22 protein-coding genes are annotated in these 25,551 nt (G+C 69.2%); 11 read left to right on the forward strand and 11 right to left on the reverse strand.

Annotation, left to right across the window (positions count from 1 at the left end; all coding sequences use genetic code 11):
- Nucleotides 1-69 precede the first annotated feature (69 nt).
- Both CY652_RS08415 and CY652_RS08420 read left to right on the forward strand, forming a co-directional pair.
- A complete protein-coding gene (locus CY652_RS08415; RefSeq protein WP_102130254.1) occupies nucleotides 70-975 on the forward strand; it encodes a dihydrodipicolinate synthase family protein in 906 nt (301 codons plus the stop codon).
- Nucleotides 976-1,113: 138 nt separating this feature from the next.
- On the forward strand, nucleotides 1,114-1,365 hold the full coding sequence (locus CY652_RS08420) for a helix-turn-helix domain-containing protein (RefSeq protein WP_102130255.1): 252 nt from the start codon (nucleotides 1,114-1,116) through the stop codon (nucleotides 1,363-1,365).
- A gap of 138 nt (nucleotides 1,366-1,503) precedes the next feature.
- On the opposite strand, the gene CY652_RS08425 is transcribed toward CY652_RS08420, so the two are convergent.
- The 5 genes from CY652_RS08425 to CY652_RS08445 all read right to left on the reverse strand — a co-directional run bounded on the left by CY652_RS08425 (nucleotide 1,504) and on the right by CY652_RS08445 (nucleotide 5,194).
- Nucleotides 1,504-2,022 carry a Spy/CpxP family protein refolding chaperone gene (locus CY652_RS08425; RefSeq protein WP_102130256.1) on the reverse strand — a complete coding sequence of 173 codons (519 nt, stop codon included), beginning with the start codon at nucleotides 2,020-2,022 and terminating at the stop codon, nucleotides 1,504-1,506.
- 103 nt (nucleotides 2,023-2,125) lie between these two features.
- A complete protein-coding gene (locus CY652_RS08430) occupies nucleotides 2,126-2,458 on the reverse strand; it encodes a hypothetical protein (protein WP_219723717.1) in 333 nt (110 codons plus the stop codon).
- A 287-nt stretch (nucleotides 2,459-2,745) separates the two neighbouring features.
- Entirely contained in the window at nucleotides 2,746-3,051 is a 306-nt protein-coding gene (locus CY652_RS08435; protein ID WP_180970477.1) for a DUF6587 family protein, read from the reverse strand.
- Complete coding sequence (gene feoB, locus CY652_RS08440) at nucleotides 3,048-4,952, reverse strand: ferrous iron transport protein B (protein ID WP_102130258.1); 1,905 nt, start codon at nucleotides 4,950-4,952, stop codon at nucleotides 3,048-3,050. The genes CY652_RS08435 and feoB overlap by 4 nt, the downstream gene beginning before the upstream one ends.
- Nucleotides 4,949-5,194 (reverse strand): FeoA family protein, encoded by a 246-nt coding sequence (locus CY652_RS08445; RefSeq protein WP_102130259.1) that lies wholly within the window; start codon nucleotides 5,192-5,194, stop codon nucleotides 4,949-4,951. Before CY652_RS08445 ends, feoB begins: the two co-directional genes overlap by 4 nt.
- Nucleotides 5,195-5,463: 269 nt before the next feature.
- Between CY652_RS08445 and CY652_RS08450 the strand changes: the two genes are divergently transcribed.
- The gene (locus tag CY652_RS08450; RefSeq protein ID WP_102130260.1) at nucleotides 5,464-6,447 is read left to right on the forward strand and encodes a LysR family transcriptional regulator; all 984 of its coding nucleotides are present in this window, start codon (nucleotides 5,464-5,466) and stop codon (nucleotides 6,445-6,447) included.
- On the opposite strand, the gene CY652_RS08455 is transcribed toward CY652_RS08450, so the two are convergent.
- The 4 genes from CY652_RS08455 to CY652_RS08470 form a co-directional block, all read right to left on the reverse strand.
- Complete coding sequence (locus CY652_RS08455; protein WP_102130323.1) at nucleotides 6,437-8,017, reverse strand: aldehyde dehydrogenase (NADP(+)); 1,581 nt, start codon at nucleotides 8,015-8,017, stop codon at nucleotides 6,437-6,439. The genes CY652_RS08450 and CY652_RS08455 overlap by 11 nt on opposite strands.
- A gap of 8 nt (nucleotides 8,018-8,025) precedes the next feature.
- Nucleotides 8,026-9,687, reverse strand: a complete 1,662-nt coding sequence (locus CY652_RS08460; RefSeq protein ID WP_102130261.1) for a thiamine pyrophosphate-binding protein — start codon at nucleotides 9,685-9,687, stop codon at nucleotides 8,026-8,028.
- Nucleotides 9,680-10,921, reverse strand: coding sequence for an MFS transporter (locus tag CY652_RS08465; RefSeq protein ID WP_102130262.1), 1,242 nt, complete (start codon nucleotides 10,919-10,921; stop codon nucleotides 9,680-9,682). The genes CY652_RS08460 and CY652_RS08465 overlap by 8 nt, the downstream gene beginning before the upstream one ends.
- A 375-nt stretch (nucleotides 10,922-11,296) precedes the next feature.
- Nucleotides 11,297-12,367, reverse strand: a complete 1,071-nt coding sequence (locus CY652_RS08470; protein WP_102130263.1) for an LLM class flavin-dependent oxidoreductase — start codon at nucleotides 12,365-12,367, stop codon at nucleotides 11,297-11,299.
- Between the two features lie 225 nt (nucleotides 12,368-12,592).
- Here CY652_RS08470 and CY652_RS08475 point away from each other — a divergent pair, with 225 nt between their 5' ends.
- Nucleotides 12,593-13,573: an aliphatic sulfonate ABC transporter substrate-binding protein gene (locus CY652_RS08475; RefSeq protein ID WP_258002239.1), complete on the forward strand. Its 981-nt coding sequence runs from the start codon at nucleotides 12,593-12,595 to the stop codon at nucleotides 13,571-13,573.
- 150 nt (nucleotides 13,574-13,723) lie between these two features.
- Here CY652_RS08475 and CY652_RS23900 read toward each other — a convergent pair whose 3' ends face one another.
- Complete coding sequence (locus tag CY652_RS23900; RefSeq protein ID WP_146010047.1) at nucleotides 13,724-14,086, reverse strand: hypothetical protein; 363 nt, start codon at nucleotides 14,084-14,086, stop codon at nucleotides 13,724-13,726.
- A gap of 183 nt (nucleotides 14,087-14,269) precedes the next feature.
- On the opposite strand from CY652_RS23900, the gene CY652_RS08485 reads away from it, so the two are divergent.
- The 3 genes from CY652_RS08485 to CY652_RS08495 are packed head-to-tail and all read left to right on the forward strand — an operon-like array spanning nucleotide 14,270 to nucleotide 20,130.
- Nucleotides 14,270-17,470, forward strand: coding sequence for an efflux RND transporter permease subunit (locus tag CY652_RS08485; RefSeq protein ID WP_102130266.1), 3,201 nt, complete (start codon nucleotides 14,270-14,272; stop codon nucleotides 17,468-17,470).
- Nucleotides 17,460-18,659, forward strand: a complete 1,200-nt coding sequence (locus tag CY652_RS08490) for an efflux RND transporter periplasmic adaptor subunit (protein ID WP_102130267.1) — start codon at nucleotides 17,460-17,462, stop codon at nucleotides 18,657-18,659. Before CY652_RS08485 ends, CY652_RS08490 begins: the two co-directional genes overlap by 11 nt.
- Complete coding sequence (locus CY652_RS08495; protein ID WP_102130268.1) at nucleotides 18,652-20,130, forward strand: efflux transporter outer membrane subunit; 1,479 nt, start codon at nucleotides 18,652-18,654, stop codon at nucleotides 20,128-20,130. The genes CY652_RS08490 and CY652_RS08495 overlap by 8 nt, the downstream gene beginning before the upstream one ends.
- Before the next feature lie 52 nt (nucleotides 20,131-20,182).
- Here CY652_RS08495 and CY652_RS08500 read toward each other — a convergent pair whose 3' ends face one another.
- Nucleotides 20,183-21,091, reverse strand: coding sequence for a LysR substrate-binding domain-containing protein (locus CY652_RS08500; protein ID WP_102130269.1), 909 nt, complete (start codon nucleotides 21,089-21,091; stop codon nucleotides 20,183-20,185).
- 177 nt (nucleotides 21,092-21,268) lie between these two features.
- Between CY652_RS08500 and CY652_RS08505 the strand changes: the two genes are divergently transcribed.
- The 4 genes from CY652_RS08505 to CY652_RS08520 all read left to right on the forward strand — a co-directional run bounded on the left by CY652_RS08505 (nucleotide 21,269) and on the right by CY652_RS08520 (nucleotide 25,435).
- A complete protein-coding gene (locus tag CY652_RS08505) occupies nucleotides 21,269-22,162 on the forward strand; it encodes a transketolase (protein ID WP_102130270.1) in 894 nt (297 codons plus the stop codon).
- A complete protein-coding gene (locus CY652_RS08510; protein WP_102130271.1) occupies nucleotides 22,159-23,160 on the forward strand; it encodes a transketolase family protein in 1,002 nt (333 codons plus the stop codon). The genes CY652_RS08505 and CY652_RS08510 overlap by 4 nt, the downstream gene beginning before the upstream one ends.
- A 22-nt stretch (nucleotides 23,161-23,182) precedes the next feature.
- Entirely contained in the window at nucleotides 23,183-24,031 is an 849-nt protein-coding gene (locus tag CY652_RS08515; RefSeq protein WP_102130272.1) for an NAD(P)-dependent oxidoreductase, read from the forward strand.
- Nucleotides 24,032-24,106: 75 nt separating this feature from the next.
- Complete coding sequence (locus tag CY652_RS08520; RefSeq protein WP_102130273.1) at nucleotides 24,107-25,435, forward strand: MFS transporter; 1,329 nt, start codon at nucleotides 24,107-24,109, stop codon at nucleotides 25,433-25,435.
- Nucleotides 25,436-25,551 lie beyond the last annotated feature (116 nt).

Consider the following 25,551-nt stretch of genomic DNA (forward strand, 5'->3'; position numbering starts at 1 on the left):
GCCTGGCCGGGTTGCCGCGACGCGAGCGGGGCGGGGCGGACGGGACACGGGCAGAAGGAGCCGACAGACATGCTGAGTCACATCCGGGGCAGTTTCATCATTGCGCAGACGCCGTTCGGCGAGCGGGGCGAGCTCGATCTCGAGAGCATCGACACGCTCACGGCGTTCTATCTCCAGCACGGCGCGAACGGTTTCGTGGTGCTGGGCGTGAGCGGCGAGGGCGGCAAGCTGGCCCAGCACGAGGCCGTCGAGGTGACGAGCCGCTTCATCGCGCGCGCCGAGGGCAAGCCCGTCATCGTCGGCGTGAGCAACCCGAGCACGGCGCAGCTCGCGACGCTCACGCACGAGGCGATGTCGCGCGGGGCGGCCGGCGTGATGATCTCGCCGCCGTCGGGCATTCGCACGGAGGAGGAGCTGTTCGGCTATTTCTCGACGGTGTTCTCGATGATCGGCGACGTGCCGGTCGTGCTGCAGGACTTTCCGGGCGCGAGCGGCGTGTGGATGTCGGTGCCGTCGATCCTGCGGCTGATCGGGCATTTCCCGCAGATCCAGGTCGTGAAGGAGGAGGACCTGCCGAGCCTCGAGAAGATCACGCAGCTACGCAAGGGCGAGACGCGTCGCGTCGCGATCCTGACCGGCAACAACGGCCTTTACCTGCCCTACGAGATGGCGCGCGGCATCGACGGGCCGATGGCCGGGTTCTCGCATCCGGAGATGCTTTCGGGCGTCTACCGGCTCTTTACCGAAGGTCAGGTCGAGGCCGCGCACGATCTCTTCGACCGCTATCTGCCGCTGCTTTCCTACGAGGCGCAGGGCTTTTTCGGCGTGGCCGCGCGCAAGGAGGTGCTGCGGCGGCGCGGCGCGATTCGTCACGCGACGATGCGCATGCCGGGGCCGAAGCTGAGCTCGCATCACATGGCCGAACTCGATTTGCTGTACCGGCGCGTCACGCAGGCCGTCGCGGCGGCGAAGTAGACGGCGCGACGGGGATGACGATGCAGTCGATCGTGGCCCACGGCGGGAGATCGTTCGATCGGCGGGGAGCGCCGGGGCGGCCATGTCATGCACGGCGTGCCGGCATGCAGCAATTTCGATTACCACCGGGCGTCGGAAATGTCCCGGCATAGTTTTGCCTTCGGTCGCGCGCTGCGACAGCTTCGCAAGGCACGAGGGTTGACGCAGGAGTCTCTGGCTTTCGATTCCAGGCTGGACCGCGGATATATTTCGATCCTGGAGTCGGGGAGATGCTCGCCCACGCTGGGCACGATGATTTCGCTGTGCAAGGCGCTGGATATTTCGTTGACTGAGCTTGCTGCCGAGACTGAGCGTCAACAGGATGCGAGCGGTACGTACTCCGCCCGATAGCACGTCATGGAGCGCCTTGCCCGCTCATTTGCATGGGCGGCGGCGCCAACCGGCGTTGAAAAGCGCAACGGCGGGCATGCGACCGCCGCGCCCGCGCAATGCGGGCGGACGGGCGTATGCCCGGGGCTGGGCGACCGGTCAGTTCGAGGCCGGTGCCGGCGCCGAAGCGGCGGCCGGGGCAGCGTGCCGGTGGCTCGCCGCGCCGTGGCGACGCGCGCGCTCGTTGCGGAACAGCTCGTCGGCGGTCTGCTTCTGGTCGTCGGACAGCGACGCGTAGAGCGCGCTGAACGCGGTCGAAAGCTTCTGCATGTTTTCCGCGTGGAGCTGGGCGATCGACGCGTAGGACTTCATCGCGTCGTCGGCGTTCAGCGTGGGCAACTGGCGGGCGCGGTCGCGGAACGCGGCGTCGGTGCTGTGGGCGTTGTCGCGCACGACCTGCGCGTAGGCGTCCCACTGCTGCGACTGCTGATCCGTGATCTTGAGCTGGGCGTGCAGCGTGTTGAGCCGCTGCTCGATGTAGTCCGCGTGCCGGCGGGCATGCGAGCCTGAGGCGGCGTCGGGCGCGCTGGCCGGCGTCGTTTGCGCCGAGGCGTACGTCGCGACGAAGGCGAGCGAGAGCAGGGCAGGAGCGAGAGCTTGGCGAACGATGTTTTTCATGTCGGGATGCTGGAATCGGGTTGTCGGATGAGGGCGCGCGGTTCGCGGTTGCCGGAATCGGTGGGCAACGGGCGGCCGGCGTCGGGTGCGCTGTGGCTCGGCATCAGTAGCCGGGCGGCGCCGGATAGCTGTTGGGATAGTAGTAGGCGCCGGGCGGCGGGGGCGGCGGCGGCGCCGAATAGTAGGCGGCGGCCGGCGGCGCGGCCGTGGCGTTCGTGACGGCCGCGCCCGCGACGGCGCCGAGCAGCGCGCCCACGAGCAGCCCGCCGCCCACGCCTATGCCGCCTCCGCCTCGGTGATAGCCACCGCCGCCGTGAAAGCCGCCACGGCCGCGGAAGTGCTGTGCCTGTGCCGGCAGCGCCACGGTCGCGGTCATGGCCGCGACGAGCGCCACGGCCAGCGCCCGGCGCATGGGGGTTCGGAATGGATGGATCATCGGTACTGCCTCCTGTCGTTTCGGAACGAATTACAGACCTGCGAACCCACATTAAAGCATGCCGGCCGATTGGGGCGCGTTCACGATGGCCGCGTCCGTACGGCAACGCGGCTCTCGACGGCGATGCGTGAAGCGGAAGCCTGGGCGGGTTTGAGGCGGAAGCGGGGGAGCGGGGAAGCGGGAAGTCCGGAACGGGGCGAGGCGGGACGCGGGTCGGTGGCGGACAAACGCTGCTGAAAGGCGCGCCTTGCCGCATGAGCGCGGCAAGGCGCGCCGGAGACGGCCGCCTATTTTCGCGGCGGACGGAATTGCAGGACGTCCTGGTCCTCGGCGGCGGACGGGGCTTCGGCCTTGCCGCATCCGCTGCAACCGCCGCAGCCGCTGTCGCAATCGCCCGACGCGGCCGCGCGCGGTTCCAGCCAGCGGCCCAGCGCCCGCACCGCGCGCGGGCGTCGCGTCTTCGCGAGCGAGGCGGCCGCCGAGGTCTGCCAGCGCGCCGCCGCGCGGGGCGCGAGCCGACGGAACAGGTAGACGGAACTCGCGGCCACCAGCAGGACGATGACGGCGTATTGCAGATAGAGGCCGGTATTCACGTGAGCCACCTCGCGATCGACCAGGTCAGCAACGAGGCCGCATAGGCCATGACGAACATGTAGCCGAACGAAATGGCCACGTTCTTCCACGAGCGCGTTTCGCGGCGAATGACGGCGAGCGTCGACATGCACTGCGGCGCGAACGCGAACCAGACGAGCAGCGACAGCGCGCTCGCGAGCGGGAGGTTGGCCGTGAGCGCGTGGCCGAGGCCGAGCGTGTCGGCATCGCCGCCGCTCACGGCGTAGACCGTCGCGAGCGCCGAGACGGCCGTCTCGCGCGCGGCGAACGCGGGAATCAGCGAAAGGCTGATCTGCCAGTTGAAGCCGAGCGGTGCGAATACGTATTGCAGCGCGTGGCCGATGTAGCCGGCGAACGTGTAGTCGATGGCCGGCCCCGTCGCGCCGTCGGGCGGGGCCGGGAACGTCGCGATGAACCACATCAGCACGGTCAGCGCGAGGATCACGCCGGTGAGCCGCTTGAGGAAGATGGTGCAGCGTTCCCAGAGCCCGATCGCCACGTCGCGCACGCGCGGCAGCCGGTACGACGGCAGTTCCATGAGCAGCGCGTGCTCGGCCTTGTCGCGGCGCAGGCGCTTGAACAGCCAGCCGACCAGCATCGCGCCGCCGATGCCGGCCGCGTAGAGCGCGAACAGCACGAGCCCCTGGAGGTTGAAGACGCCGAACAGGCGGCGCGCCGGGATGAACGCGCCGATCAGCAGCGCGTAGACGGGCAGGCGGGCCGAGCAGGTCATCAGCGGCGCGACGAGGATCGTGGTCAGCCGGTCGCGCGGGTCCGTGATGCTGCGCGTGCCCATCACGCCCGGAATCGCGCAGGCGAAGCTCGAGAGCAGCGGGATGAACGAGCGGCCCGTGAGGCCGACCGAGAGCATCAGCCGGTCGAGCAGGAAGGCCGCGCGCGGCAGATAGCCCGATTCCTCGAGCACGAGAATGAAGAAGAACAGCACGAGGATCTCGGGCAGAAAGCCGAGCACCGTGCCGAGCCCGGTCAGCAGGCCGTCGGTCACGAGGCCGCGCAGCGGTCCGTCGGGCAGCAGGGCGCCGACGGCGCCGCCGAGCCAGTCGAAGCCGTCGCCGATCGCGTCCGTCAGCGGCTTGCCGAGCGAATAGACGGCCTGGAACACGAGGAACATCACGAGCGCGAGGAGCAGCATGCCGAGCACGGGGTGCAGGGCGATGCGGTCGAGGGCGTCGTCGCGCGCGTCGGTGGCGCGCGGCATCATGACGGCGGCCGCGAGCAGCGCGCGGACCTCGGCGTGCAGGTCATCGGCGCCGTCGCTGTTCGCCGCGTCGCGCCCGGAGGCGTTATGTTGCGCGGGCCGCGTATTGGGGGTATTGGCGGTATCGGCCGTATCGGCGCTGCCTGCGGCGGCGGTCAGGTCGAGCAGCTCGATCAGGCCGCTCGCGCCGCCGCGCCGCACGGCGACGGTCGGCACGATCCCGATGCCGAGCCGCTGCTGCAGCGTCGGCACGTCGATGACGATGCCGCGCCGGCGGGCCTCGTCCATCATGTTCAGCGCGAGGACGACGGGGCGGCCGAGGCGTTTGACTTCGAGCACGAAACGCAGGTGCAGGCGCAGGTTCGTCGCGTCGGCGACGCAGACGACGAGGTCGGGCGGGACCTCGCCGGGATGGCGCCCGAGCACGACGTCGCGCGTGATGCGCTCGTCGGGGCTGACCGAGTCGAAGCTGTAGGCGCCGGGCAGGTCGAGCACCTGCACGGCGCGCCCGGACGGCGTGACGAGACGCCCGACCTTGCGCTCGACGGTCACGCCGGCGTAGTTGGCGACTTTCTGGCGGCCGCCCGTCAGCAGGTTGAACAACGCGGTTTTACCGCAGTTCGGGTTGCCGACGAGGGCGATGCGCAGCGCGTTCCGGCTCATGAGCGGACCGCCGGGGCGACGCTGACGCGCCGCGCTTCGGCCCGGCGCAGGGCGAAGCGGGTCGAGCCGATCTGGATCAGCACCGGCTCGGCGCCCCACGGGCCATGGGCGACGACGCGGACCGGCTCGCCGGGCACGAAGCCCAGGTCGCGAAGACGTTTCGCGATGGCGTCGGAAGCCTGCACGTCCTCGACGCGTTCCACGACGGCGGACGTTCCTTTGGGGAGATCGGAGAGATACATCGAATGCCTGAATGGTAAATAAGAACCATTCCTATTATAGATGCCGTTTCTACCCGTACCGCCGGGTGAGCGCCGGTTTGACGCAGTTGTCCGGCCGCGCAGGCGGGGACGGCATTTGCGCCGTTGCGGCCGTTTCCGTCGGTCAGAATGTTTGCGTTTCGTCAGACTGCACTATCATTCACGGCGACCGGGCGGGGACGACCGCGCGAGGCGCGGCCTCGCCGGCGGCGGACGGCGCGTGCGCCCGGCGTTCTTTCGAAAAGGTGGGTATGAATTCCGACGACCTCGAGTTGTTTGCGCGCGTCGCCAAGGCCGGCAGCATTTCCCGCGCGGCGATGGATCTCGGCGCGAACCAGTCGACCGTCAGCCGGCGCATCGGCATGCTCGAAGGCGAACTCGGCGTGCGGCTGTTCCGGCGCAGCGGCCGCGGCGTGCTGCTGACCGAGCGCGGCGAGCAACTGCTCGGCTACGCGAGGACGCTCGAGCGCACGCTCGACGAGGCGCAGCACGCGATGCGCAGCAGCGTCGAGCAGGGGCCGGCCAGGCTCTGCATCGCCGCGCAGCCGACCATCGCGCGAATCATGTTCGGCAGTCTCGGCCACGCGCTGAAGGCGCGCTACCCGGGCACCCAGGTGCGCTTCGTCGAGGGGCTCGCGAGCCACATCCTCGGCTGGCTCAGCGACGGCGAAGTCGACCTCTCCATCATGTACGTGCCCGAGTACCGCGGCTCGACGCAGTTCGACCTGCTGCTCACGGAGGGCGTCTGTCTCGTCACGCCGAAGGATTGCGCGCTGCCGCCGGGTCCCGTCGACGTCCGCGTGCTCGGCGAGCTGCCGCTCATCCTGCCGAGCACGCACCACGGGCTGCGCGTGCTCGTCGAGTCGCTCGCGGCGCGCTGCGGCTTCGCGCCGAAAATCGCGCTCGAATGCGACGGCTCGATCTCGATCACCAAGCGGCTCGTGCTCGAAAACTGCGGTTCGACGGTGCTGCCGTTCGCGGCGGTGGTCGAGGAGGTCGCGGCGGGGCGGCTTCATTGCCACGCGCTGCACAATCCGGCCATTCGCCGCGACGTGGCGATCGCGTGGCCGCAGAACCGGGCCGTGCCGGAAGGAATCTGGGAAGTGACGCGGATGATCCGGCAGCGCGCCGCCGCGCTGATGCGCGACGGCGCGTGGCCGGACGCGACGATGCATCCGGCCGCCGAGGCCGCGCTCGCGGCGGCGGCGGCCGGTCAGGTCGAGATCAGCCCTTGACGAGCTGGCCGTCGCGCAGCCGCCAGATGCCGAGCGGGTTGCGCTCCTGCAGCGCCTCGGGCAGCAGGTCGTCGGGCACGGCCTGGTAGCAGACCGGGCGCAGGAAGCGGTCGATCGCGGCGGCGCCGACCGAGGTGGTGCGGCTGTCCGAGGTCGCCGGGAACGGGCCGCCGTGCACCATCGCGTAGCTCACCTCGACGCCGGTCGGGAACCCGTTGAACAGGATGCGGCCGACCTTGCGCTCGAGCGTCGGCAGCAGTTGCCGCGCGCTCTCGCGGTCGCCGGCGTCGTACTGGAGCGTCGCCGTGAGCTGCCCCGACAGATGGCGCGCCACGGCGTGCACTTCGGCGAGATCGTCGCAGACGACCACGAGCGAGCTCGGGCCGAAGATTTCGTCTTCCATGCGCGGGTCGGCGAGAAATGCGAGCGCGTCGGTCCTGAACAGCGCCGGCTGTGCGTCGTGACGCCCCTGCGCCGGCTGTCCCTCGGCGAGCCGGGTCACGCCGGGCAGCGCGCGCAGGCGTTCGACGCCGGCGCCGTAGGCGCGGTGGATGCCCGGCGTCAGCATCGTCGTGGCGGCCTTCGCGGCGAGCGCGGCGCTCGCGGTGGTGCAGAACGCGTCGAGCGCCGCGCCCTTGAGCCCGACGACGATGCCCGGGTTCGTGCAGAACTGGCCGGCGCCGAGCACGAGCGAATCGACGAAGTCGCGCGCGATCTGCTCGCCGCGCGCGTCGAGCGCCGCCGGCAGCAGGAACACGGGATTGATGCTGCTCATCTCCGCATAGACGGGGATGGGTTCGCGCCGCGCCTGGGCGATCCGCTGCAGCGCGAGGCCGCCCTGGCGCGAGCCCGTGAAGCCGACGGCCTGGATGGCCGGATGGCTCACGAGCGCCTCGCCGATCCAGTTGCCGTCGCCGACGACGAGCGAGAACACGCCCTCGGGCATGCCGGTGTCGCGCGCCGCCTGCTGGACCGCGCGCGCGACGAGCTCGGAGGTGCCGAGGTGCGCCGGGTGGGCCTTCGCGACGACGGGGCAGCCGGCCGCGAGCGCCGAGGCGGTGTCGCCGCCCGCGACCGAGAACGCGAGCGGGAAGTTGCTTGCGCCGAACACGGCCACGGGGCCGAGCCCGATGCGCCGCTGGCGCAGGTCGGGACGCGGCAGCGGCGTGCGTTCGGGCTGCGCCGGGTCGATGACGGCGCCGTGCCAGCGGCCGTCGCGCACGAGGCTCGCGAAGAGCCGCAACTGGCCGGCCGTGCGCATGCGCTCGCCTTCGAGACGCGCCTTCGGCAGGCCGCTTTCGAGCTGCGCGCGTTCGATCAGCGTGTCGCCGAGGTCGACGAGACCCTGCGCGATGCGCTCGAGAAACGCGGCGCGGCGCTCGTCGGGCAATTGACGGAACGGGTCGAAGGCGGCTTCGGCCAGCGCGCAGGCACGGTCGAGGTCGTCCTGCGTCGCGGCGCCGAACGCCGGTTCGAGCTGTTCGCCGCTCGCGGCCGCGAGCGCGTGAAGTTCGCCGCCGGTGCCGCGGCGGGCTTCGTGTCCAATGATCAGTTCGCCGAGTATCTGCATGGTGTCGTTCATCCGTTCAGGCGACTAATGGGGGTGATCTGCTGCGGGTCGGTGCGCAGCTCGATCAGGGCCGCGACGCCGGCGCGCTGCGCGCGCTCGAACGCCGCGGGGAAGTCTTCGGTGCGTTCCACGCGCTCGGCATGGGCGCCGAACGCGCGCGCGAGCGCGAGGAAGTCCGGGTTGGCCAACTGCGTGGCCGAGACGCGGCCCGGGTATTCGCGTTCCTGGTGCATGCGGATCGTGCCGAGCATGCCGTTGTTCACGACGATCACGACGAGCGGTCCGCCGTACTGCATGGCCGTGGCCAGCTCCTGCGGGTACATCATGAAGCAGCCGTCGCCGGCGAAGCAGACGACGGTGCGCTGCGGGTCCTTGAGCTTGGCGGCGACGGCCGCCGGGAAGCCGTAGCCCATCGCGCCGTTGGTCGGCGCGAGCTCGGTGTGCTGGGTGCGATAGCGGTAGAAGCGGTGCACCCACACCGTGTAGTTGCCGGCGCCGTTCGCGATCACGGCGTCGTCGGGCAGCACGTTGCTCAGGTACGCGACGACCTGTGCGAGGTCGACGCCCTTGAGTTCCGGGCTCGTCGGCTGCGGCGTGGAGTGGCCGACGTAGTCGGCGCGGGCCGCCTCGGTCCAGGCGCGCCAGGCCGGCGCCGCGACGGGTTCGAGCGAATCGAGCGCGCGCGCGAACGCGCTCAGGCCGGCGTTGATCGGCAGGCGGGCCTGATAGGTGCGTCCGAGTTCCTGCGGATCGGGGTGCACGTGCACGAGCGTCTGGCGCGTGACGGGGCTTTGCACGACGGTGTAGCCGGACGAGGTCGTTTCGGCGAGGCGCGAGCCGATCACGAGCAGCAGGTCCGCTTCGCGGGCGCGGTCCGCGAGTTTCGGCGAGACGCCGAGGCCGAGTTGGCCGACGTAGTGCGGATCGCGGTTGTCGAACAGGTCCTGGCGGCGGAACGAGGCTGCGACGGGCAGCGCGTTCGCGGTCGCGAAACGCTTGAGCGCGGCGCCTGCCTCGGCGTTCCAGCCCGTGCCGCCCACGACGACGAGCGGCCGGCTCGCGGCGGCGAGCAATTCGCGCAGCTCGCCCATCGCGGCCGGGTTGGGGGCGGCCTGGCTCACGCGCACGGGCGGCGCGTCGGTCACGACGGCGGAGCCGAACAGCACGTCCTCGGGCAGGGCGACGACGACCGGGCCCGGCCGCCCCGAGAGCGCGACGTTGAAGGCGTGCGCGACGATTTCCGGAATCCGCTCGATGGAGTCGATCTCCGTCGCCCATTTCGCGAGGCCGCCGAACATCTGCCGGTAATCGACCTCCTGGAAGGCGCCGCGGCCGAGAAAGCCGCTTTCGACCTGGCCGACGAACAGGATCATCGGCGTCGAGTCCTCGCGCGCGGTGTGCACGCCGTTGCTCGCGTGCGCCGAGCCCGGGCCGCGCGTGACGAAGCAGATGCCGGGCCGGCCGGTCAGCTTGCCGTAGGCGTCGGCCATGTTCGAGGCCGCGCCTTCGTGGCGCGTCACGATGGTTTTCACGCTCTTTGCGTCGTACAGCGCGTCGAGCACGGGCAGGTAGCTTTCGCCGGGTACGCAGTAGACGGTATCGACCGCGTTGCGCACGAGCGCGTCGACCAGTATTTGTCCGCCGTTACGCGGCTGTGCAGTTTCAGACATGGATTTCAAGCTCCTTGTTGCGGGTTTCCGGTAGGAACACGGCGACGACGAACACCAGCACGTACGACGCGGCGGCCCAGACGCCGATGGCGGGCGCGAGGCCGAGCGAGGCGCTCGTCAGGCCGACCGCGGCCGGCACGAGCGCGCCGACGCCGCGGCCGAAGTTGTACGAGAAGCCGCCGGCCGTGCCGCGGATCTGCGCGGGGAACAGCTCGGTGAAGCACGCGCCCATGCCCGAGACGATGCCCGACTGGAACAGGCCGAGCGGAAAGCCGAGCAGGAGCAGCGCGGGCATCGGCAGATGCAGCCGCGTGTAGGCCAGCACGGTCAGCGTGGCGCCAGCGGCCGACAGCGCGAAGGTGCGCCGCCGCCCGAGCGCGTCGCTCAGGTAGGCCATACCAATATAGCCGCAGAACGAGCCGAAGATGTTCACGGCGAGGTAGGCCGTGGTCACGTTGACCGTGAGGCTCTGCGTCTGGCGCAGGAACGTGACGAGCCAGGTGAGGATCGTGTAGTTGCCGCCGAGCGCGCCGGCAGCCATCAGCGAGGCCAGCAGCGTGCGGCCGAACACGCCGCGCGAGAAGATTAGCGCGAACGTGTGGAACATGCCGCTCTTCTCGCGGTAGTCGGCCGTGGCGGCGAACACCTCCGACTCCTCGATGTTGCGCCGCATCCAGACGACGAGCAGGCCCGGCACGAGGCCGACCAGAAACAGCGCGCGCCAGGCGGTGTGCTCGGGCAGCAGCCGGTAGAGCACCCAGTAGGCGAGGCCCGCGAACGCATAGCCGACGGGCCAGCCGCTCTGCACCGAGCCGACCGCGCGGCCGCGGATGCGCTTGTCGACGACCTCGCCGATCAGGATGGCGCCCGCGGCCCATTCGCCGCCGAAGCCGAGCCCCTGCAGGCTGCGGGTGAACAACAGTTCGTGGAAGCTGTGCGTGAAGGCCGAGAGGCCGGTGAAGAGCGAGAACCAGAGAATCGAGAGCTTGAGCACGCGCACGCGGCCGATGCGGTCGGCGAGCAGGCCGGAGATCACGCCGCCGATGGCCGACGACACGAGCGCGGAGGTGCCGATCACGCCGGCCTGCGCTCTCGTCATGCCCCATATCGTCAGCAGCGTTGGAATGACGAAGGCGAAGAGCTGGACGTCCATGGCGTCGAGCGCCCAGCCGAAGAAGCATGCCCAGAACGTGCGGCGCTGGGTGGGAGCCATACTGCGATACCACGACTGCATGAACTTGATCTCCTTGATGCCACGGCTTTTTTTGTCCCTATACCCCGAAAGCTCTTGCGTGGCGCCTTTTAGCGAGCTGAAAGTATGAACGCAACGATGTGGTGGCTCATGGCGCGCAGCGCATATCAGCTATGACGCCGATGTCGCCGTTGCAATGATAGGGGAGGACGCGCATCGCCTCAGCGGGGGAGGCAGGCCGGGCGCCGGGAAACGGCTCGCCGCAAGCCGCTATTGCTATATATGGAGTTGCAGGGGCCGGCCGGGAGCGAGGCGCCGGCTTTCCGGGCCCCTGCGGGTCGGTCTCCGACGAGTGGGTCCGATGCCCCGGTCCGGCGGCGGGGGCGGACGAGCCGGGGCGGATGCGCGGCGGCTCGCTTATCGCGCGAGGAGCGCCCGCACGCGCGGGATCACTTCTTCGGCAAACGTCCGCATGTCCGCCTCGAACGGCTGGAACTGCAGCATGAAGAGTTCGATGCCCGCGCGATGGAACGCGGCGATGCGCTGCGCCACGGTGTCGTGACTGCCGACGAGGCCGGCCGCCGTGCCACCGTTCGAGCCGACGCGCGGCGTCTGCGCGAAGGTCTGGAACATGACTGCCTTCGGATCGGTGTTGGCCTGCTGGCGCTGGCGCACCGACGCATCCTTCGTCGCCAGTTCGAACAGGTGCGAGAGGTGCCGGCCGGCGGCTTCGTCCGTCTCGCGCGAGATGACGAACGCGGACAGCCCGAAGTTCAGCGGCGCGAGCGGCACCGGATGCGTCGGCCGTGCCCGCGCGGACACGTCGGCGATCAGGCGCTTCACGTCGTCGAGCGGCTGGCCGTTGATGAACCAGACGTCGCCCTTGTCGGCGACGAGTTGGCGCGCGGGCTCCGATTCGCCGCCCACGTAGATGCGCGGACGCGCGCGGAACGGATCGGCCGGGCGCAGCACGTAGTCGTCGACATGAAAGTGCTGCCCGTCGAAGGTCGTGCGCTCGCCGCGCAGCAGCGAATCGACGACCGTGATCCATTCGCGGCCGTACGCGTAGCGCGCGTCGTGGTCGTCGAAGCCGATGCCGGCGCGTTCGAGCTCGGGGCGGTTCCACGCGTTCACGAGATTGACCGCGAAGCGCCCGCCGCTGATGTGCTCGATCTGCTGCGCCATCTTCGCGAGCACGACGGGGTGATAGAGGTACGGCTTGATGGCCGCGATGATCTCGATGCGCGAGGTCAGCGCCGCGAGCGCGGCCGACGCGGTCCACGCCTCGAGCTGGTCGCGCTCGCCGTCGTGCGGGTTGATCGTGTGCTGGGCGACGAGCACGGAGTCGTAGCCGAGACGCTCGGCCTCGAGCACGAGCGCGCGGTTGCGGGCCCACGACGCGTCGTAGGGCTCGTCCGGGTCCTGAAGCGCGGCGCGGCTGCCGTGAACCAGCGCCCAGATGCCGAAGCGGGGAAACGTGGCGGACATGTCGGTGTTTTCTGCTGAAGCGGAGGCAAAGGGAACTGGGCATCATGCCTCAATCCCTGCGTTGCGCCGCGGCTTGCCGATCGAATTTATCCCGCTATCGTTCGATGAAATCGGCATTTGGACGTCTTCCCCGATTCAGTAGACTCGGGCGCTCGACTTTTCCGACGCTCATTCACGTCCATGGACCTTTCATCTTTTTCGCGGCGCCTTTTATCGCGCGCTTCATTGCTCGCCTCGTTGCGCTCCCCGCGCCGCTGGCTCGCCTTTTTCTGCGCCGCTACGATCCTTTCGCTCGGCCTCGCGTCGCCGGGCGCGGCCTTCGCGCGCGAGACGGTTTCGATCAGCTATCAGCGTTCCTCGACGCTTTTCATCATCCTGAAGCGTAACGGCGAGCTCGAGAAGCGGCTCAACGCGCTCGGCTACGACGTGAGCTGGCACGAGTTCTCGACCGGCCTGCTGCAGTCGATCAACGCGGGCAGCGTCGACCTGCATTCGGACGTCGCCGATGCGTTCGCGCTCTTCACGCAGGCGGCGAACGCGCCGCTCACCTACTACGCCGAGGAGACCTCCGCGCCCTCGGCGCAGGCGATCATCGTGCCGGCCAACTCGTCGATCCACACGGTGGCGGACCTGAGAGGCAAGCGCGTCGCCGTCTCCCAGGGCTCGGGCTGCAACTTCCTGCTGCTGGCCGCGCTCAAGCGCGCGGGGCTGACGATCAAGGACATCCAGGTGCGCTACCTCGAAGCGCCCGACGCGATGGCCGCGTTTCGCGGCGGCGACGTCGACGCCTGGGTGATCTGGGACCCGTTCCTCGCGGACGAAGAACAGCAGGGGCACGTGCGCGTGGTGGCCGACGGCTCCAACGGCCTCGCGCAGTACAACCGCTTCTACATGGCGACGACCTCGTTCGCCGACAAGCATCCGGACGTGCTGGCCGTCGTGTTCGACGAGTTGCGCAAGACCGGCCAGTGGGTCAAGGCGCATCCGCAGGACGCCGCGCAGATCCTGAGTCCGCTCTGGGGCAACCTGCCCGTGCCGACCGTCGAGCTGGCAAACAGCCGGCGCAGCTACGACATCGTGCCGGTACGGCGCGATGCGCTCGCGGAACAGCAGCGCATCGCCACGACCTACTATCAGGCCGGCCTGATTCCGGCCCCGCTCAAGGCGACGGACATCCGGATCTGGACGCCGCCGCCGGCGAAGTGAGAAGCGAGGTTTGCACCGGGCGCCGCGGTTCGCGGCGTCATTTTTTTGCCTTTCTTTTTTCGATCAGGGCTGCGACGCTTTCGAAAAAGTAGCGTTCGCCTTCCATTCGGCGCGCAGCGCTCCGACGATCGGCTTTCGTTTCGCGGCTTTTCATGCTGTGCTGCAGCATCGCGCGATGCGGCGCTCGACGGCGCGAACGGCGTTGCGTCCGGACCCGAATACTTCGTAATAAAAAATTCGCACGCCTGCCACGGCCGGCACGGCATCCTCGTCGATGTCGTGCAAAGTCTTGCTGCGACCGGCGATGAGGCATGACGGTGTCCTCACGTTCTGGCCGGCGCGGGCATCGATCGGGCAGCGATTGATTTGTGACCGATAGCGTATTTGGATCAGTTTGTGTACATTCGCGTTTTGTTCGTTCCGACGCATGCTGCATGGCCCACAGCCTTTGCTGACAAGGCTGCCAGCCAACAGCCAGTTTCGGGACAACTCTCGGGTTTTTGCGTTGTTCATGCCGCTGCACGATTTCGACATAATGAAGACCGAGCCTAAGACCAAGCCTCTGGCCAAGCCAGGCCTTACCGGGGAATCGCCCGTCCGCGCGGACGGCGGTAGCCCGAATTCCCTGCGCCGTCGCGCCTGCGTGCCGCCTTCCGGGCGTCGCCTTCGTTCCGCTCCCGCCGCAGGGGAGCGCCGATGATCGCACTGGTTCGCATTGCCTTACGCAGGCCCTATACCTTCGTCGTACTGGCTATTTTCATTCTGATCATCGGGCCGCTCGCGGCGCTCAGAACGCCGACCGACATCTTCCCCAACATCGGCATTCCCGTCATCAGCGTGGTCTGGCAGTACACGGGCCTGCCGCCGGACCAGATGGCCGGGCGCATCACCTCGCCGTTCGAGCGCACGCTGACGACGACGGTGAACGACGTCGAGCACATCGAGGCGGAATCGGTCGCGGGCTTCGGCATCATCAAGATCTTCTTTCAGCCGGGCGTGAACATCGCCACGGCCAACGCCCAGGTCACGGCGGTCGCGCAGACGCAGTTGAGGCAACTGCCGCCCGGCACGACGCCGCCGCTGATCCTCAACTACAACGCTTCGACGGTGCCGATCATCCAGCTCGCGCTTTCCGGGCGCGGGCTGTCCGAGCAGGCGCTCGGCGACCTCGGGCTGAACACGATCCGCCCGGCGCTGACCACCGTGGCGGGCTCGGCGATCCCTTACCCGTTCGGCGGCAAGACGCGCGAGGTGCAGATCGACCTCGACCCGACCGCCATGCAGGAGCGCGGCCTCTCGGCCGTGGACGTCGCCAACGCGCTGGCGGACCAGAACCTGCTCACGCCGATCGGCACCGAGAAGATCGGCGACTACGAGTACACGCTGCAGCTCAACAACGCGCCCGGCGCCATCAGCGCGCTCGGCGACCTGCCCATCAAGGCGGTCAACGGCACCACGGTCTACATGCGCGACGTGGCGAACGTGCGCGACGGCAACCCGCCGCAGACCAACATCGTCAACGTGAACGGGCACCGCTCGGTGCTGATGTCGGTGCTCAAGAACGGCTCGGTCTCGACCCTGGCCATCATCTCGGGCATCAAGGACCGCATCGCGGAGTACAAGTCGTCGTGGCCCGACAACCTGCGCATCGACCCGATCGGCGACCAGTCGCTGTTCGTGCGCGCGGCCATCACGGGCGTGGCGCGCGAAGGCGTGATCGCGGCCGCGCTGACGAGCCTGATGATCCTGCTGTTCCTCGGTAGCTGGCGCTCCACGGTCATCATCGCCACCTCGATCCCGCTCGCGATTCTCGGCTCGATCACGGCGCTCTCGGCGATCGGCGAGACGCTCAACATCATGACGCTCGGCGGGCTCGCGCTCGCGGTGGGCATTCTCGTCGACGACGCGACCGTGACGATCGAGAACATCAACTGGCACCTCGAGCACGGCAAGCCGGTGGAGACCGCGATTCTCGACGGCGCGGCGCAGATCGTGACGCCGGCGTTCGTCTCGCTGCTCTGCATCTGCATCGTGTTCGTGCCGATGTTCTTCCTGAACGGCGTCGCGGGCTTCCTGTTCGTGCCGATGGCCGAGGCCGTGATCTTCGCGATGATCTCGTCGTTCATCCTCTCGCGTACGCTCGTGCCGACGATGGCGAAGTACCTGCTGCGCCAGCACGAGGCCCACGAGGAGGGTCACGAGGCGAAGCCGGCCGGCGGGCCGCTCGGGCGCTTCCAGCGCGGCTTCGAGGCGCGCTTCGAGCGCGTGCGCGTCGGCTACCGCGGCCTGCTCACGCTCGCGCTCGCGAACCCGAAGCGCTTCGTGCCCGGCTTCCTCTGCTTCGTGCTGCTGTCGTTCCTGCTCGTGCCGATGCTCGGCCGCAACTTCTTCCCCGCGGTGGACGCCGGCCAGATCCTGATGCACGTGCGCGTGCCGGTGGGCTTTCGCGTCGAGCGCACCGCGCAGATCTTCGCCGACGTCGAGGACAAGATCCGCACCATCATTCCGCCGTCCGATCTCGGCACGGTGGTGGACAACATCGGCCTGCCGGTCAGCGGCATCAACATCGCGTACAACAACACCGGCACGATCGGCACGCAGGACGGCGACATCCAGCTCGCGCTCAACGAGGGCCATCGCCCGACTGCCGACTACGTGCGCCGGATGCGCGAGGTGCTGCCGCGCGCGTTCCCGGGCGTGACGTTCTCGTTCCCGCCGGCCGACATCATCAGCCAGATCCTGAACTTCGGCTCGCCCGCGCCGATCGACCTGCAGGTGCGCGGCAACGACCTCGACGCCAACTTCGCCTACGCGAACCGGCTGCTGGACCAGATTCGCCGCGTGCCCGGCGTCGTCGACGCGCGCATCGAGCAGTCGCAGGCCAACCAGACGTTCGACGTCGACGTGGACCGTACCCAGGCGCAACTGCTCGGCATCACCGAGGCCGACGTGACCAACAGCCTCGTCGTGAACCTCGCCGGCTCGAGCCAGGTGGCGCCGACCTACTGGCTCAACGGGGCGAACGGCATCACCTACCCGATCGTGATCCAGACGCCGCAGTACACGCTCGATTCGCTCGCGGCGCTGCGCAACCTGCCGATCACGGCGGCGAACGATTCGAGCGGCGACCCGCAGGTGCTCGGCGGCATCGCGACGGTCAGGCGCACGGCGACCAACGAGGTCGTGAGCCAGTACAACATCCAGCCGATGGTCGAAATCTTCGCGGCGACCCAGGACCGCGATCTCGGCGGCGTGGCCTCGGACATCCAGCGCATCATTCGCAACAACGCGGGCGCGCTGCCGCGCGGCGCGCACGTCGAGCTGCTGGGCCAGGTGCAGACCATGAACACCGCCTTCGCGGGCATGCTGTTCGGGCTGCTCGGCGCGATCGTGCTGATCTATCTGCTCATCGTCGTGAACTTCCAGTCGTGGCTCGACCCGTTCGTGATCGTGATGGCGCTGCCCGCCGCGCTGGCCGGCATCGTCTGGATGCTGTTCGCCACGCACACCACGCTCTCGGTCCCGGCGCTGACGGGCGCGATCATGTGCATGGGGGTGGCGACGGCCAACTCGATTCTGGTCGTGAGCTTCTGCCGCGAGCGGCTCGCGGAGCACGGCGACCCCGTGCGCGCCGCGCTCGAGGCCGGCTTCACGCGTTTCCGCCCCGTGCTGATGACGGCGCTCGCGATGATCATCGGCATGCTGCCGATGGCGCTCGCGCTCGGCGAGGGCGGCGAACAGAACGCGCCGCTCGGGCGCGCGGTGATCGGCGGCCTGATGTTCGCCACGGTCGCCTCGCTGCTGTTCGTGCCGGTGGTGTTCAGCATTGTCCACTTGCGCGACGCTCGCGCGGCGGAATCGAATTCTGCTTCTGGAGGATCTGAAAATGTCGTCTGAATCGCTGACGCCGGAGAATCCGCCGTCGCGCCGGCGGCTGGTGGTGGCCGGCGTGATCGGTCTCGCGCTCGTCGTCGTCATCGTGGTGGCGGGCGTTTCCGTGCGCGTCGTTGACGCGCGCGACCTGAGTTCATGGACCGCGCAGCAGGCGGTGCCGACCGTCACCGTGGTCTCGCCGCAGCCCGTGACCCACGGCCCCACGCTGCAACTGCCGGGCCGCCTCGAAGCCTGGTCGCGCGCGCCGATCTTCGCGCGCGTGAGCGGCTACCTGCAATCGTGGAGCGTCGACATCGGCACGCCGGTGAAGGCGGGCCAGCAGCTCGCCGTGATCGACACGCCGGAACTCGACCAGCAACTGGTGCAGGCGCGCGCCGATCTGCGCACCGCGCAGGCCAACGCGCAGCTCGCCGGCATCACGGCGAAGCGCTGGCAGGCGCTCGCGGGCACCGACTCGGTCGCGCAGCAGGACATCGATACGCGCACGAGCGACTACGCGGCGCGGGAGGCGGCCGTCGCCGCGGCCCAGGCGAACGTGGAGCGGCTCGTCGCGATGAAGGGTTTCGCGCGCATCGTCGCGCCGTTCAACGGCGTGGTGACTTCGCGCGACACCGACATCGGCGCGCTCATCAACGCGGGCACGGGCGGACCCGGGCAGCAGCTCTTCACGGTGTCCGACGTGAAGCAGTTGCGTCTCTACGTGCAGGTGCCGCAGAACTTCGCGCCGCTCGTCAAGCCCGGCTTCGCCGCGCAATTGAGCGTGCCGGCCTACGCGGGCCAGGAATTCCCCGCGAAGGTCATCGCGACGGCGGACGCCGTCAACGCGAACTCGGGCACGACGCTCGTGCAGCTCGTCGTCGACAACTCCGCCGGCAAGCTGCTGCCGGGCGGCTTCGCGAGCGTGACGTTCCGGATGCCGGCGCAGGGCAACGCGCTCGACGTGCCCGCGAGCGCGCTCGTGTTCGACAACCGCGGCCTGCTCGTCGCGACCGTCGATGCGCAGAACCGCGTGCGGTTCAAGCACGTGACGATCAACCACGACTTCGGCAGCACGATCGAGATCGGCGCGGGGCTTGCGGCCACCGACCGCGTGATCGACACACCGCCCGACGGCCTCGTCGACGGCGACCAGGTCGAACTGTCGAGCGCCACCGCGAACGCGGGGAAGACGGGAGCACCGGCGCATGGCTAGATCGAGGTCCGGGCTCTTTCTCGCCGGCGCGGCGGCGTTCGCGCTCGGCGCCTGCTCGTTCGTGCCGAACTACAAGGTGCCGGCGACGCCCGTGACCGCGCAGTTTCGCGGCACGGGCCCGTGGGTCAGCGCGAAGCCGGCCGACCGGCTCTCGCGCAACGGCTGGTGGGCGATCTACGGCGACGCGCAGCTCGACGCGCTGCAGACGCGGCTCATCGCGAGCAACACCGACCTCGCCGCGGCGTGGGCGCATTACGAGCAGGCGCAGGCCTACGTGTCCGAGGCCAGCTCGGCGCTCTATCCGACGCTGAGCGCGGGCGCCGAGCCGCAGCGCGACCGGCAGTCCAACAACCGGCCGCTGCGTGCGGGCGGCCCGAACGACTACACGTCCGCGACGCTCTACGGCGAAATCGACTACGACCTCGACCTCTGGGGCAGCGTGCGCGCCACGGTGGCGGCGAGTCGCGACGAGGCGCAGGCCGAACAGGCCGATCTGGCGTCGGTCGAGCTGAGCCTCGAAGTGCAGCTCGCCAACGACTACTTCCAGATTCGCGGCCTCGACCAGCAGACCCAGTTGCTCGTCGAGACCGTGGCGGCCTACCAGAAGGCGCTGCAGCTCACGCAGACGCTGCACGGCGACGGCGTCGTCTCGGGCCTCGACGTGACGCGCGCGCAGACGCAGCTCGCCACCGCGCAGTCGGAGCTTTCGCAGACGCGCGCGCAGCGCGCGCTGCTCGAACACGCGGTGGCCGTGCTCGTGGGCGCGTCGGCGTCCGAGTTCTCGCTGCCCATGCAGACGGCGGACCTCCCGGTGCCGGTAGTGCCCGTCGGCGTGCCGTCCGATCTGCTGCAGCGCCGGCCCGACGTGGCCGAGGCCGAGCGGCACGTGGCCGAGGCCAACGAGAAGATCGGCGTGGCGCGCGCGGCGTTTTTCCCGTCCATCACGCTGAGCGCCCAGGGCGGCGTGCAGAGCGACCAGTATCCGAACCTGCTGAGCGCGCCGAACTTCTTCTGGGCCGTCGGCCCGCAGCTCGCGCAGTACATCTTCGACGGCGGGCTGCGGCGCGCGCGCCTGAGGGCGGCGCGCGCGGCGCTCGACGAGGCCGGCGATCGCTATCGCGGCGTCGTGCTCGGCGCGTTCCAGCAGGTCGAGGACAACCTGACGCTGCTCGACGACCTCGGCACCGCGATCCAGCAGCAGCGCGACGCGGCGAGCGCGGCGCAGCACGCCGTCGATCTGGCGTTGCAGCTCTACAAGCACGGCGCCGTCGGCTATCTCGACGTCGTGCAGGCGCAGACGACGGCGCTCGACACCGAGCGCGGCGTGCTCCAGCTCCAGACCCAGCGTCTGGGCGCGAACGTGCAACTGATCCACGCGCTCGGCGGCGGCTGGTCGAAGGACGAGCTGGCCCGGGCCGCGCAGATGCCGGCGCTGGCGGCGACGCAGCAGGCGGGCGGCAAGGCCGAATAGCCGGGTAAGCGGTTTTTTTCCGGGCGGCGTTCCCGCAATGGGGTGCCGCCGCTCAGGCCGCGTTGCCCGAGTCGTACTGGCTGATGCCGAGCTGCGTCAGGAGCCATGCCTTGAAGACCGCGAACGCTTCGTGATGGTGAAGCCGCTTCGGGTGGACGAGGTAGTGGCCCACGTATTGCACTTCCCGCGTACTGCCGCTCAGCGGGCGCACGAGCGCTCCGCTCTGGAGCTCGCGTTCGGCGAGCAGCGTCGATTCCAGCACGACCCCGAGGCCGTCGACCGCCGCCGCGATGGCCATCGAACTGCGGTCGAAACGCAGGCCGTAGTGATGCGGCGGCGTCAGGTCGTTCGCCTCGAACCATCCCTTCCACTGAAAAAGCTGCACGTCGCACTGAATCAGCGTGTGACGGTAGAGATCCTGCGGCCTGCGGATGTCCTCCGCCAGCGCCGGCGCGCAGAGCGGCGTCAGTCCTTCCACGGCGAGCGGAATCTTCTCGTGCGGCGACGACTTCGGTTCGCCGTAGACGATGTCGAGATCGAAATCGTCGTCTTCGAAATTGGCGTAGTCCGTGCTCGCCGAAAACCTCAGATCGATGTCCGGATGCGCCCGCACGAACCCCGCGAGGCGCGGTAGCAGCCATTGCGTGGCGAAGCTCGGCGACGTGTGCAGCCGTAGCGGCGTCGGCTCGTCGGTCGCCACGAGCGAGAAGCCGCGCCGGATTTCCTCCATGCCGCGCTGGATGTGCTCGAGCAGGATCGCGCCCTCGCGCGTGAGCTGGACGTCGCGCGTGCTGCGCTGAAACAGGCGCAGCTCGACGGTCTCCTCGAGCTTGCGGATCGAATGGCTGACGGCGCTCGGCGAGAGCCCGAGTTCGCCGGCCGCGGTCGCGAACGACGCGGTCCGGCCCGCGGCCTCGAACACGCGCAGAAACGAGAGCGGAACCTTGCGTAGCGTATTCATTCGTGAATTGAATTCATCGACGGGTGCAATCTTTTCTTTTGTCGGAGGCGTCTTGCCGATGATACGCTGCCTTCAGCCTCCCGGTTCGCCGCAAACTATTGAATAAAAGGCATCTATGCGCGGATGAAAGCAGGAAGCCGGGGCGCGGCGTATCTCATATTAGAAGGAACGGAGACGATGGCATTGACGACAGAATCAGGGCCGACGGCGGCGCTCGCCGAGGCTCCCCATCCGGCGCTGGCGACGCTCGCGCGCCACGCGTGGCGGATTCGCCGGTTCGCGTTGCGCATGGGCGAGGTGCAGGGCCAGGGCTACATCGGCCAGGCGCTCGGGCTGGCCGACGTGCTGGCCGTGGCGTTCCGCCATGCGATGAACGTCCGCCCCGACGACCCGCGATGGGAGGGGCGCGACCGCTTCCTGCTCTCGCACGGTCACTATGCGATCGCCTACTACGCGGCGCTGATCGAGGCGGGCATCCTTTCCGAAGCCGAACTGGAAACCTACGGCGCCGACGACAGCCGGCTGCCGATGTCGGGCATGGCGACCTACACGCCGGGCATGGAGATGTCGGGCGGCTCGCTCGGCCAGGGGCTCAGCATCGCCGTGGGCATGGCGCTCGGCCTGCGCCAGAAGCGCAATCCGGCCCGGGTCTACAACTCGATGTCCGACGGCGAGCTCGACGAGGGCGCGACTTGGGAGGCGGCGCTGTCGGCCGCGCACTACCGGCTCGATCGCCTGATCGTGCTCGTCGACGTCAACCGGCAGCAGGCCGACGGCGATTCGCGCCGGATTCTCGGCTTCGAGCCGCTCGAGGAGAAATGGCGCGCGTTCGGCTGGTATGCCCAGCGCGTCGACGGCAACGATCTGGCGGCGTTGACGCGGGCGTTCGACCGCGCCGCGTCGCACGACGAGCCCGTGCCGCGCGTGATTCTCTGCGACACGCTGATGGGCAAGGGCGTGCCGTTCCTCGAGGCGCGCGAGAAAAATCACTTCATTCGCGTCGAGCCCGGCGAGTGGCAACTGGCCATCGACGCGCTCGATGCCGCGCGGCCGGAAGGAGCGCAGCCATGAGCGCGACCGTCCAGAAGAAACCGCGCCCGACGACGTCGGCGATGATCGCCTCGATCGCGGGCGAGGGCCAGCGCACGCGGCCCGCGCCGTTCGGCCATGCGCTCGTGGCCGAGGCCGAAAAGCGGCCCGAAATCGTCGGCATGACGGCCGACCTCTCGAAGTACACCGACCTGCACCTGTTCGCCGAGGCGTATCCCGAGCGCTACTTCCAGATGGGCATGGCCGAGCAACTGCTCATGGGCGCGGCGGGCGGCATGGCGAAGGAAGGGTTCATGCCGTTCGCGACGACCTACGCGGTGTTCGCGACGCGGCGCGCCTACGACTTCATTCACCAGGTCATCGCCGAAGAGCATCTGAACGTGAAGATCTGCGCCGCGCTGCCGGGGCTGACCACGGGCTACGGGCCGAGCCATCAGGCGACTGAGGACATCGCGATGATGCGCGGCATTCCGGGCCTGACGATCGTCGACCCTTGCGACGCGCTCGACACGGAGCAGGCCGTCGCGGCCGTCGCCGCGCACGAGGGGCCGGTCTACATGCGTCTGTTGCGCGGCCGGGTGCCGCTCGTGCTCGACGAGTACGACTATCGCTTCGAACTCGGCAAGGCGAAGCTGCTGCGCGACGGGCGGGACGTGCTCGTCATCTCGTCGGGGATCATGACCATGCGCGCGCTGGAGGTGGCCGGAGCGCTGGCCGACGGCAGCGCCGACGTGGCCGTGCTGCACGTGCCGACCGTCAAGCCGCTCGACGAGGACACGATCCTCGCGCAATGCCGGCGGCCCGGCCGGCTCGTGATCGTGGCGGAGAACCATAGCCGCATCGGCGGGCTCGGCGAGGCCGTCGCCGCGCTGCTGATGCGCGAGCGCGTGCAGCCGGTGTTTCGCCAGGTGGCGCTGCCCGACCAGTTTCTCGCGGCCGGCGCGCTGCCCACGCTGCACGACCGCTACGGCATCTCCGCGTCGGCGTTCGCCGACAGCATCAGGACATGGCTCGGATAACAGGAACAAGAAAGGAAAACTCATGAATGTGACCTTTGTCGGTATCGGCGCGATCGGACTGCCGATGGCATTGCGGATTCAGCACGCGGGACACGCGGTGACGGGCGTGGACCTGTCGGAGGCGGTGCGCGCGCAGGCGGCCGAAAGCGGTCTGGCCAGCGTCGGGCGGTTCGCCGACGCGGCGGCGGCCGACCTCGTGGTCGTCATGGTCGCGACGCCGCAGCAACTGGCGAGCCTCGTGGACGGCGTGAAGGACGTGGCGGGCGGCCAGCGCTGGATACTCATGTCGACGGTCGGGCCGGCCAGCGTGCGCGAAGCGGGCGAGCGTCTGCGCCGGATGGGCGCGCGCGTCGTCGATGCGCCCGTGACGGGCGGCGTCGCCCGAGCGAAAACCGGCGAGCTCGTGATCTTCGCCGCGGGCGAGGCTGCCGACGTCGAGGCCGTGGAGCCGATCTTCGGCACGATGGGACGCGTGCGCGTGACGGGCAGCCAGCTAGGCGACGGACAGAGCATCAAGGTGGTGAACCAGCACCTGTGTTCGGTGCACATCGTCGCGGCGGCCGAGGCGCTCAATCTCGCCCGCTCGCTCGGGCTCGATCCGGCCGCCGTGCTCGGTCTCGTCGAGAAGGGCGCGGCGGGCTCGTGGATGCTCTCCGACCGCGGTCCGCGCATGCTGGGCGGCTCCGACGTCGAAGTGACCAGCTCCGTCGACATCTTCGTCAAGGACAGCGGCCTCGTCGCGCAGGCGGCCGAGGCGTGCGGCGCCGCGGTGCCGCTGCTCGCGGTGGCGAGGGCACGCTACCGCCAGGCCGCCGAGGCCGGGCTCGGCAAGCGCGACGACAGCCGGGTAATCGAAACCTGGGATTCCTGATTCCCGTTTCGCCATTCCGATCCGGCCGGCAACGATCCGGCCGATCCATTAAAACGACTATCCGGAGACACGACCATGAATACCCCGACTGCGACGCCGCCGGCCCCGACGGGCCGCCCGTTCCGCGTGGCCTTCGCCTCGATGATCGGCTCGGCGGTGGAGAGCTACGACTTCTTCATCTACGGCACGGCCGCGGCCGCCTGGTTCGGCAAGATCTTCTTTCATACGAACGATCCGCTCGTCGGCATCGCGGCGTCGTTCGCGACGCTCGCGGTCGGCTTCCTGATGCGCCCGCTCGGCGGCTACCTGGCCGGGCACTACGGCGACCGGCTGGGGCGCCGGGCGGTCCTGCTCTGGTCGCTGCTCGCGATGGGCTGCGCGACGGTGCTGATCGGCGCGTTGCCGACCTACGACCAGGTGGGCGTCGCGGCGCCGATCCTCCTGATCCTGCTGCGGATGGTGCAGGGGGTCGGCTTCGGCGCCGAGTGGGGCGGCGCGGTGCTGATGGCCTGCGAGCACGCGCCGGCGGCCCGGCGCGGGTTCTTCGGCGCGGTGCCGCAGCTCGGCATTCCGATGGGGCTGTTGCTCGCCAACGGCACGTTCCTGCTGTCCGGCGCGTGGTTCGAGGGCAACTGGATCTGGCGCGTGCCGTTCCTGATCTCGTTCGTCATGGTCGCGATCGGCATCTTCATTCGCCTGAGCGTCGACGAGTCGCCGGCGTTCGAGGCGATCAAGGCGGAGAAGAAGATCGTCCGGCAACCGGCCATGCAGGTGCTCCGCAGCGACTGGCGAATGATCTTCCGGATCATCGGCCTGCGCATGGCGGAGACCGGCGGCTACTACATCACGACGAGCTTCATGCTCTCCTACGTGGTGCTGGCGCACGTCTCGACGACACGCAACGTGCTCTGGGGCACGCTGATCGGCTCGCTCATCGGTCTCGTCAGTCATCTCGTCTACGGTGCGCTGAGCGACCGCGTCGGCCGCCGGCCCGTATTCCTCTGCGGCGCGCTGTTCACCGTCGCGTTCGGCGTGCCGATGTTCCTGCTCATCAATACGGGCTCGGCCGTGATGGTCGTCACGGCGATCTCGCTGGCGCTGCTCTTCAGCCACGACCCGATTTTCGCCGTCGAATCGAGCTGGTTCTCCGAGCAGTTCCCGCCCAACGTGCGTTCGTCGGGCATTTCGCTCGGCTACAACGGCGCGTCCGTCGTGGCCGGCCTGCTGCCCATCGTCGCCACGGCCGCCTACGGCGTGGTGGGATGGATCGGCCCCGCGTTGATGTTCTCGGTGCTGGGGCTGATCTCGGCCGGCTGCGCGCTGGCGATGCGCGAGACGGCGCCCGCCGCCGTGGCGCGCAAGCAGGCGGTCTCGTCGATCAGTCACGGCGTCAGCATCCGTTAGGACGCGGGCGTCGCCGGACCCCGTCGCCCGTATCGGGCCCGCGCGCGGTTCGTCCGGTACGGCCCGCGCGCGTCGTTTCCATCCATCCCGTCAAGTCTGCGCCGCGGCAAGGGCGC

Origin of the sequence: Burkholderia sp. WAC0059 (genome assembly GCF_002870125.1) — a bacterium.
GTDB lineage: Bacteria > Pseudomonadota > Gammaproteobacteria > Burkholderiales > Burkholderiaceae > Paraburkholderia.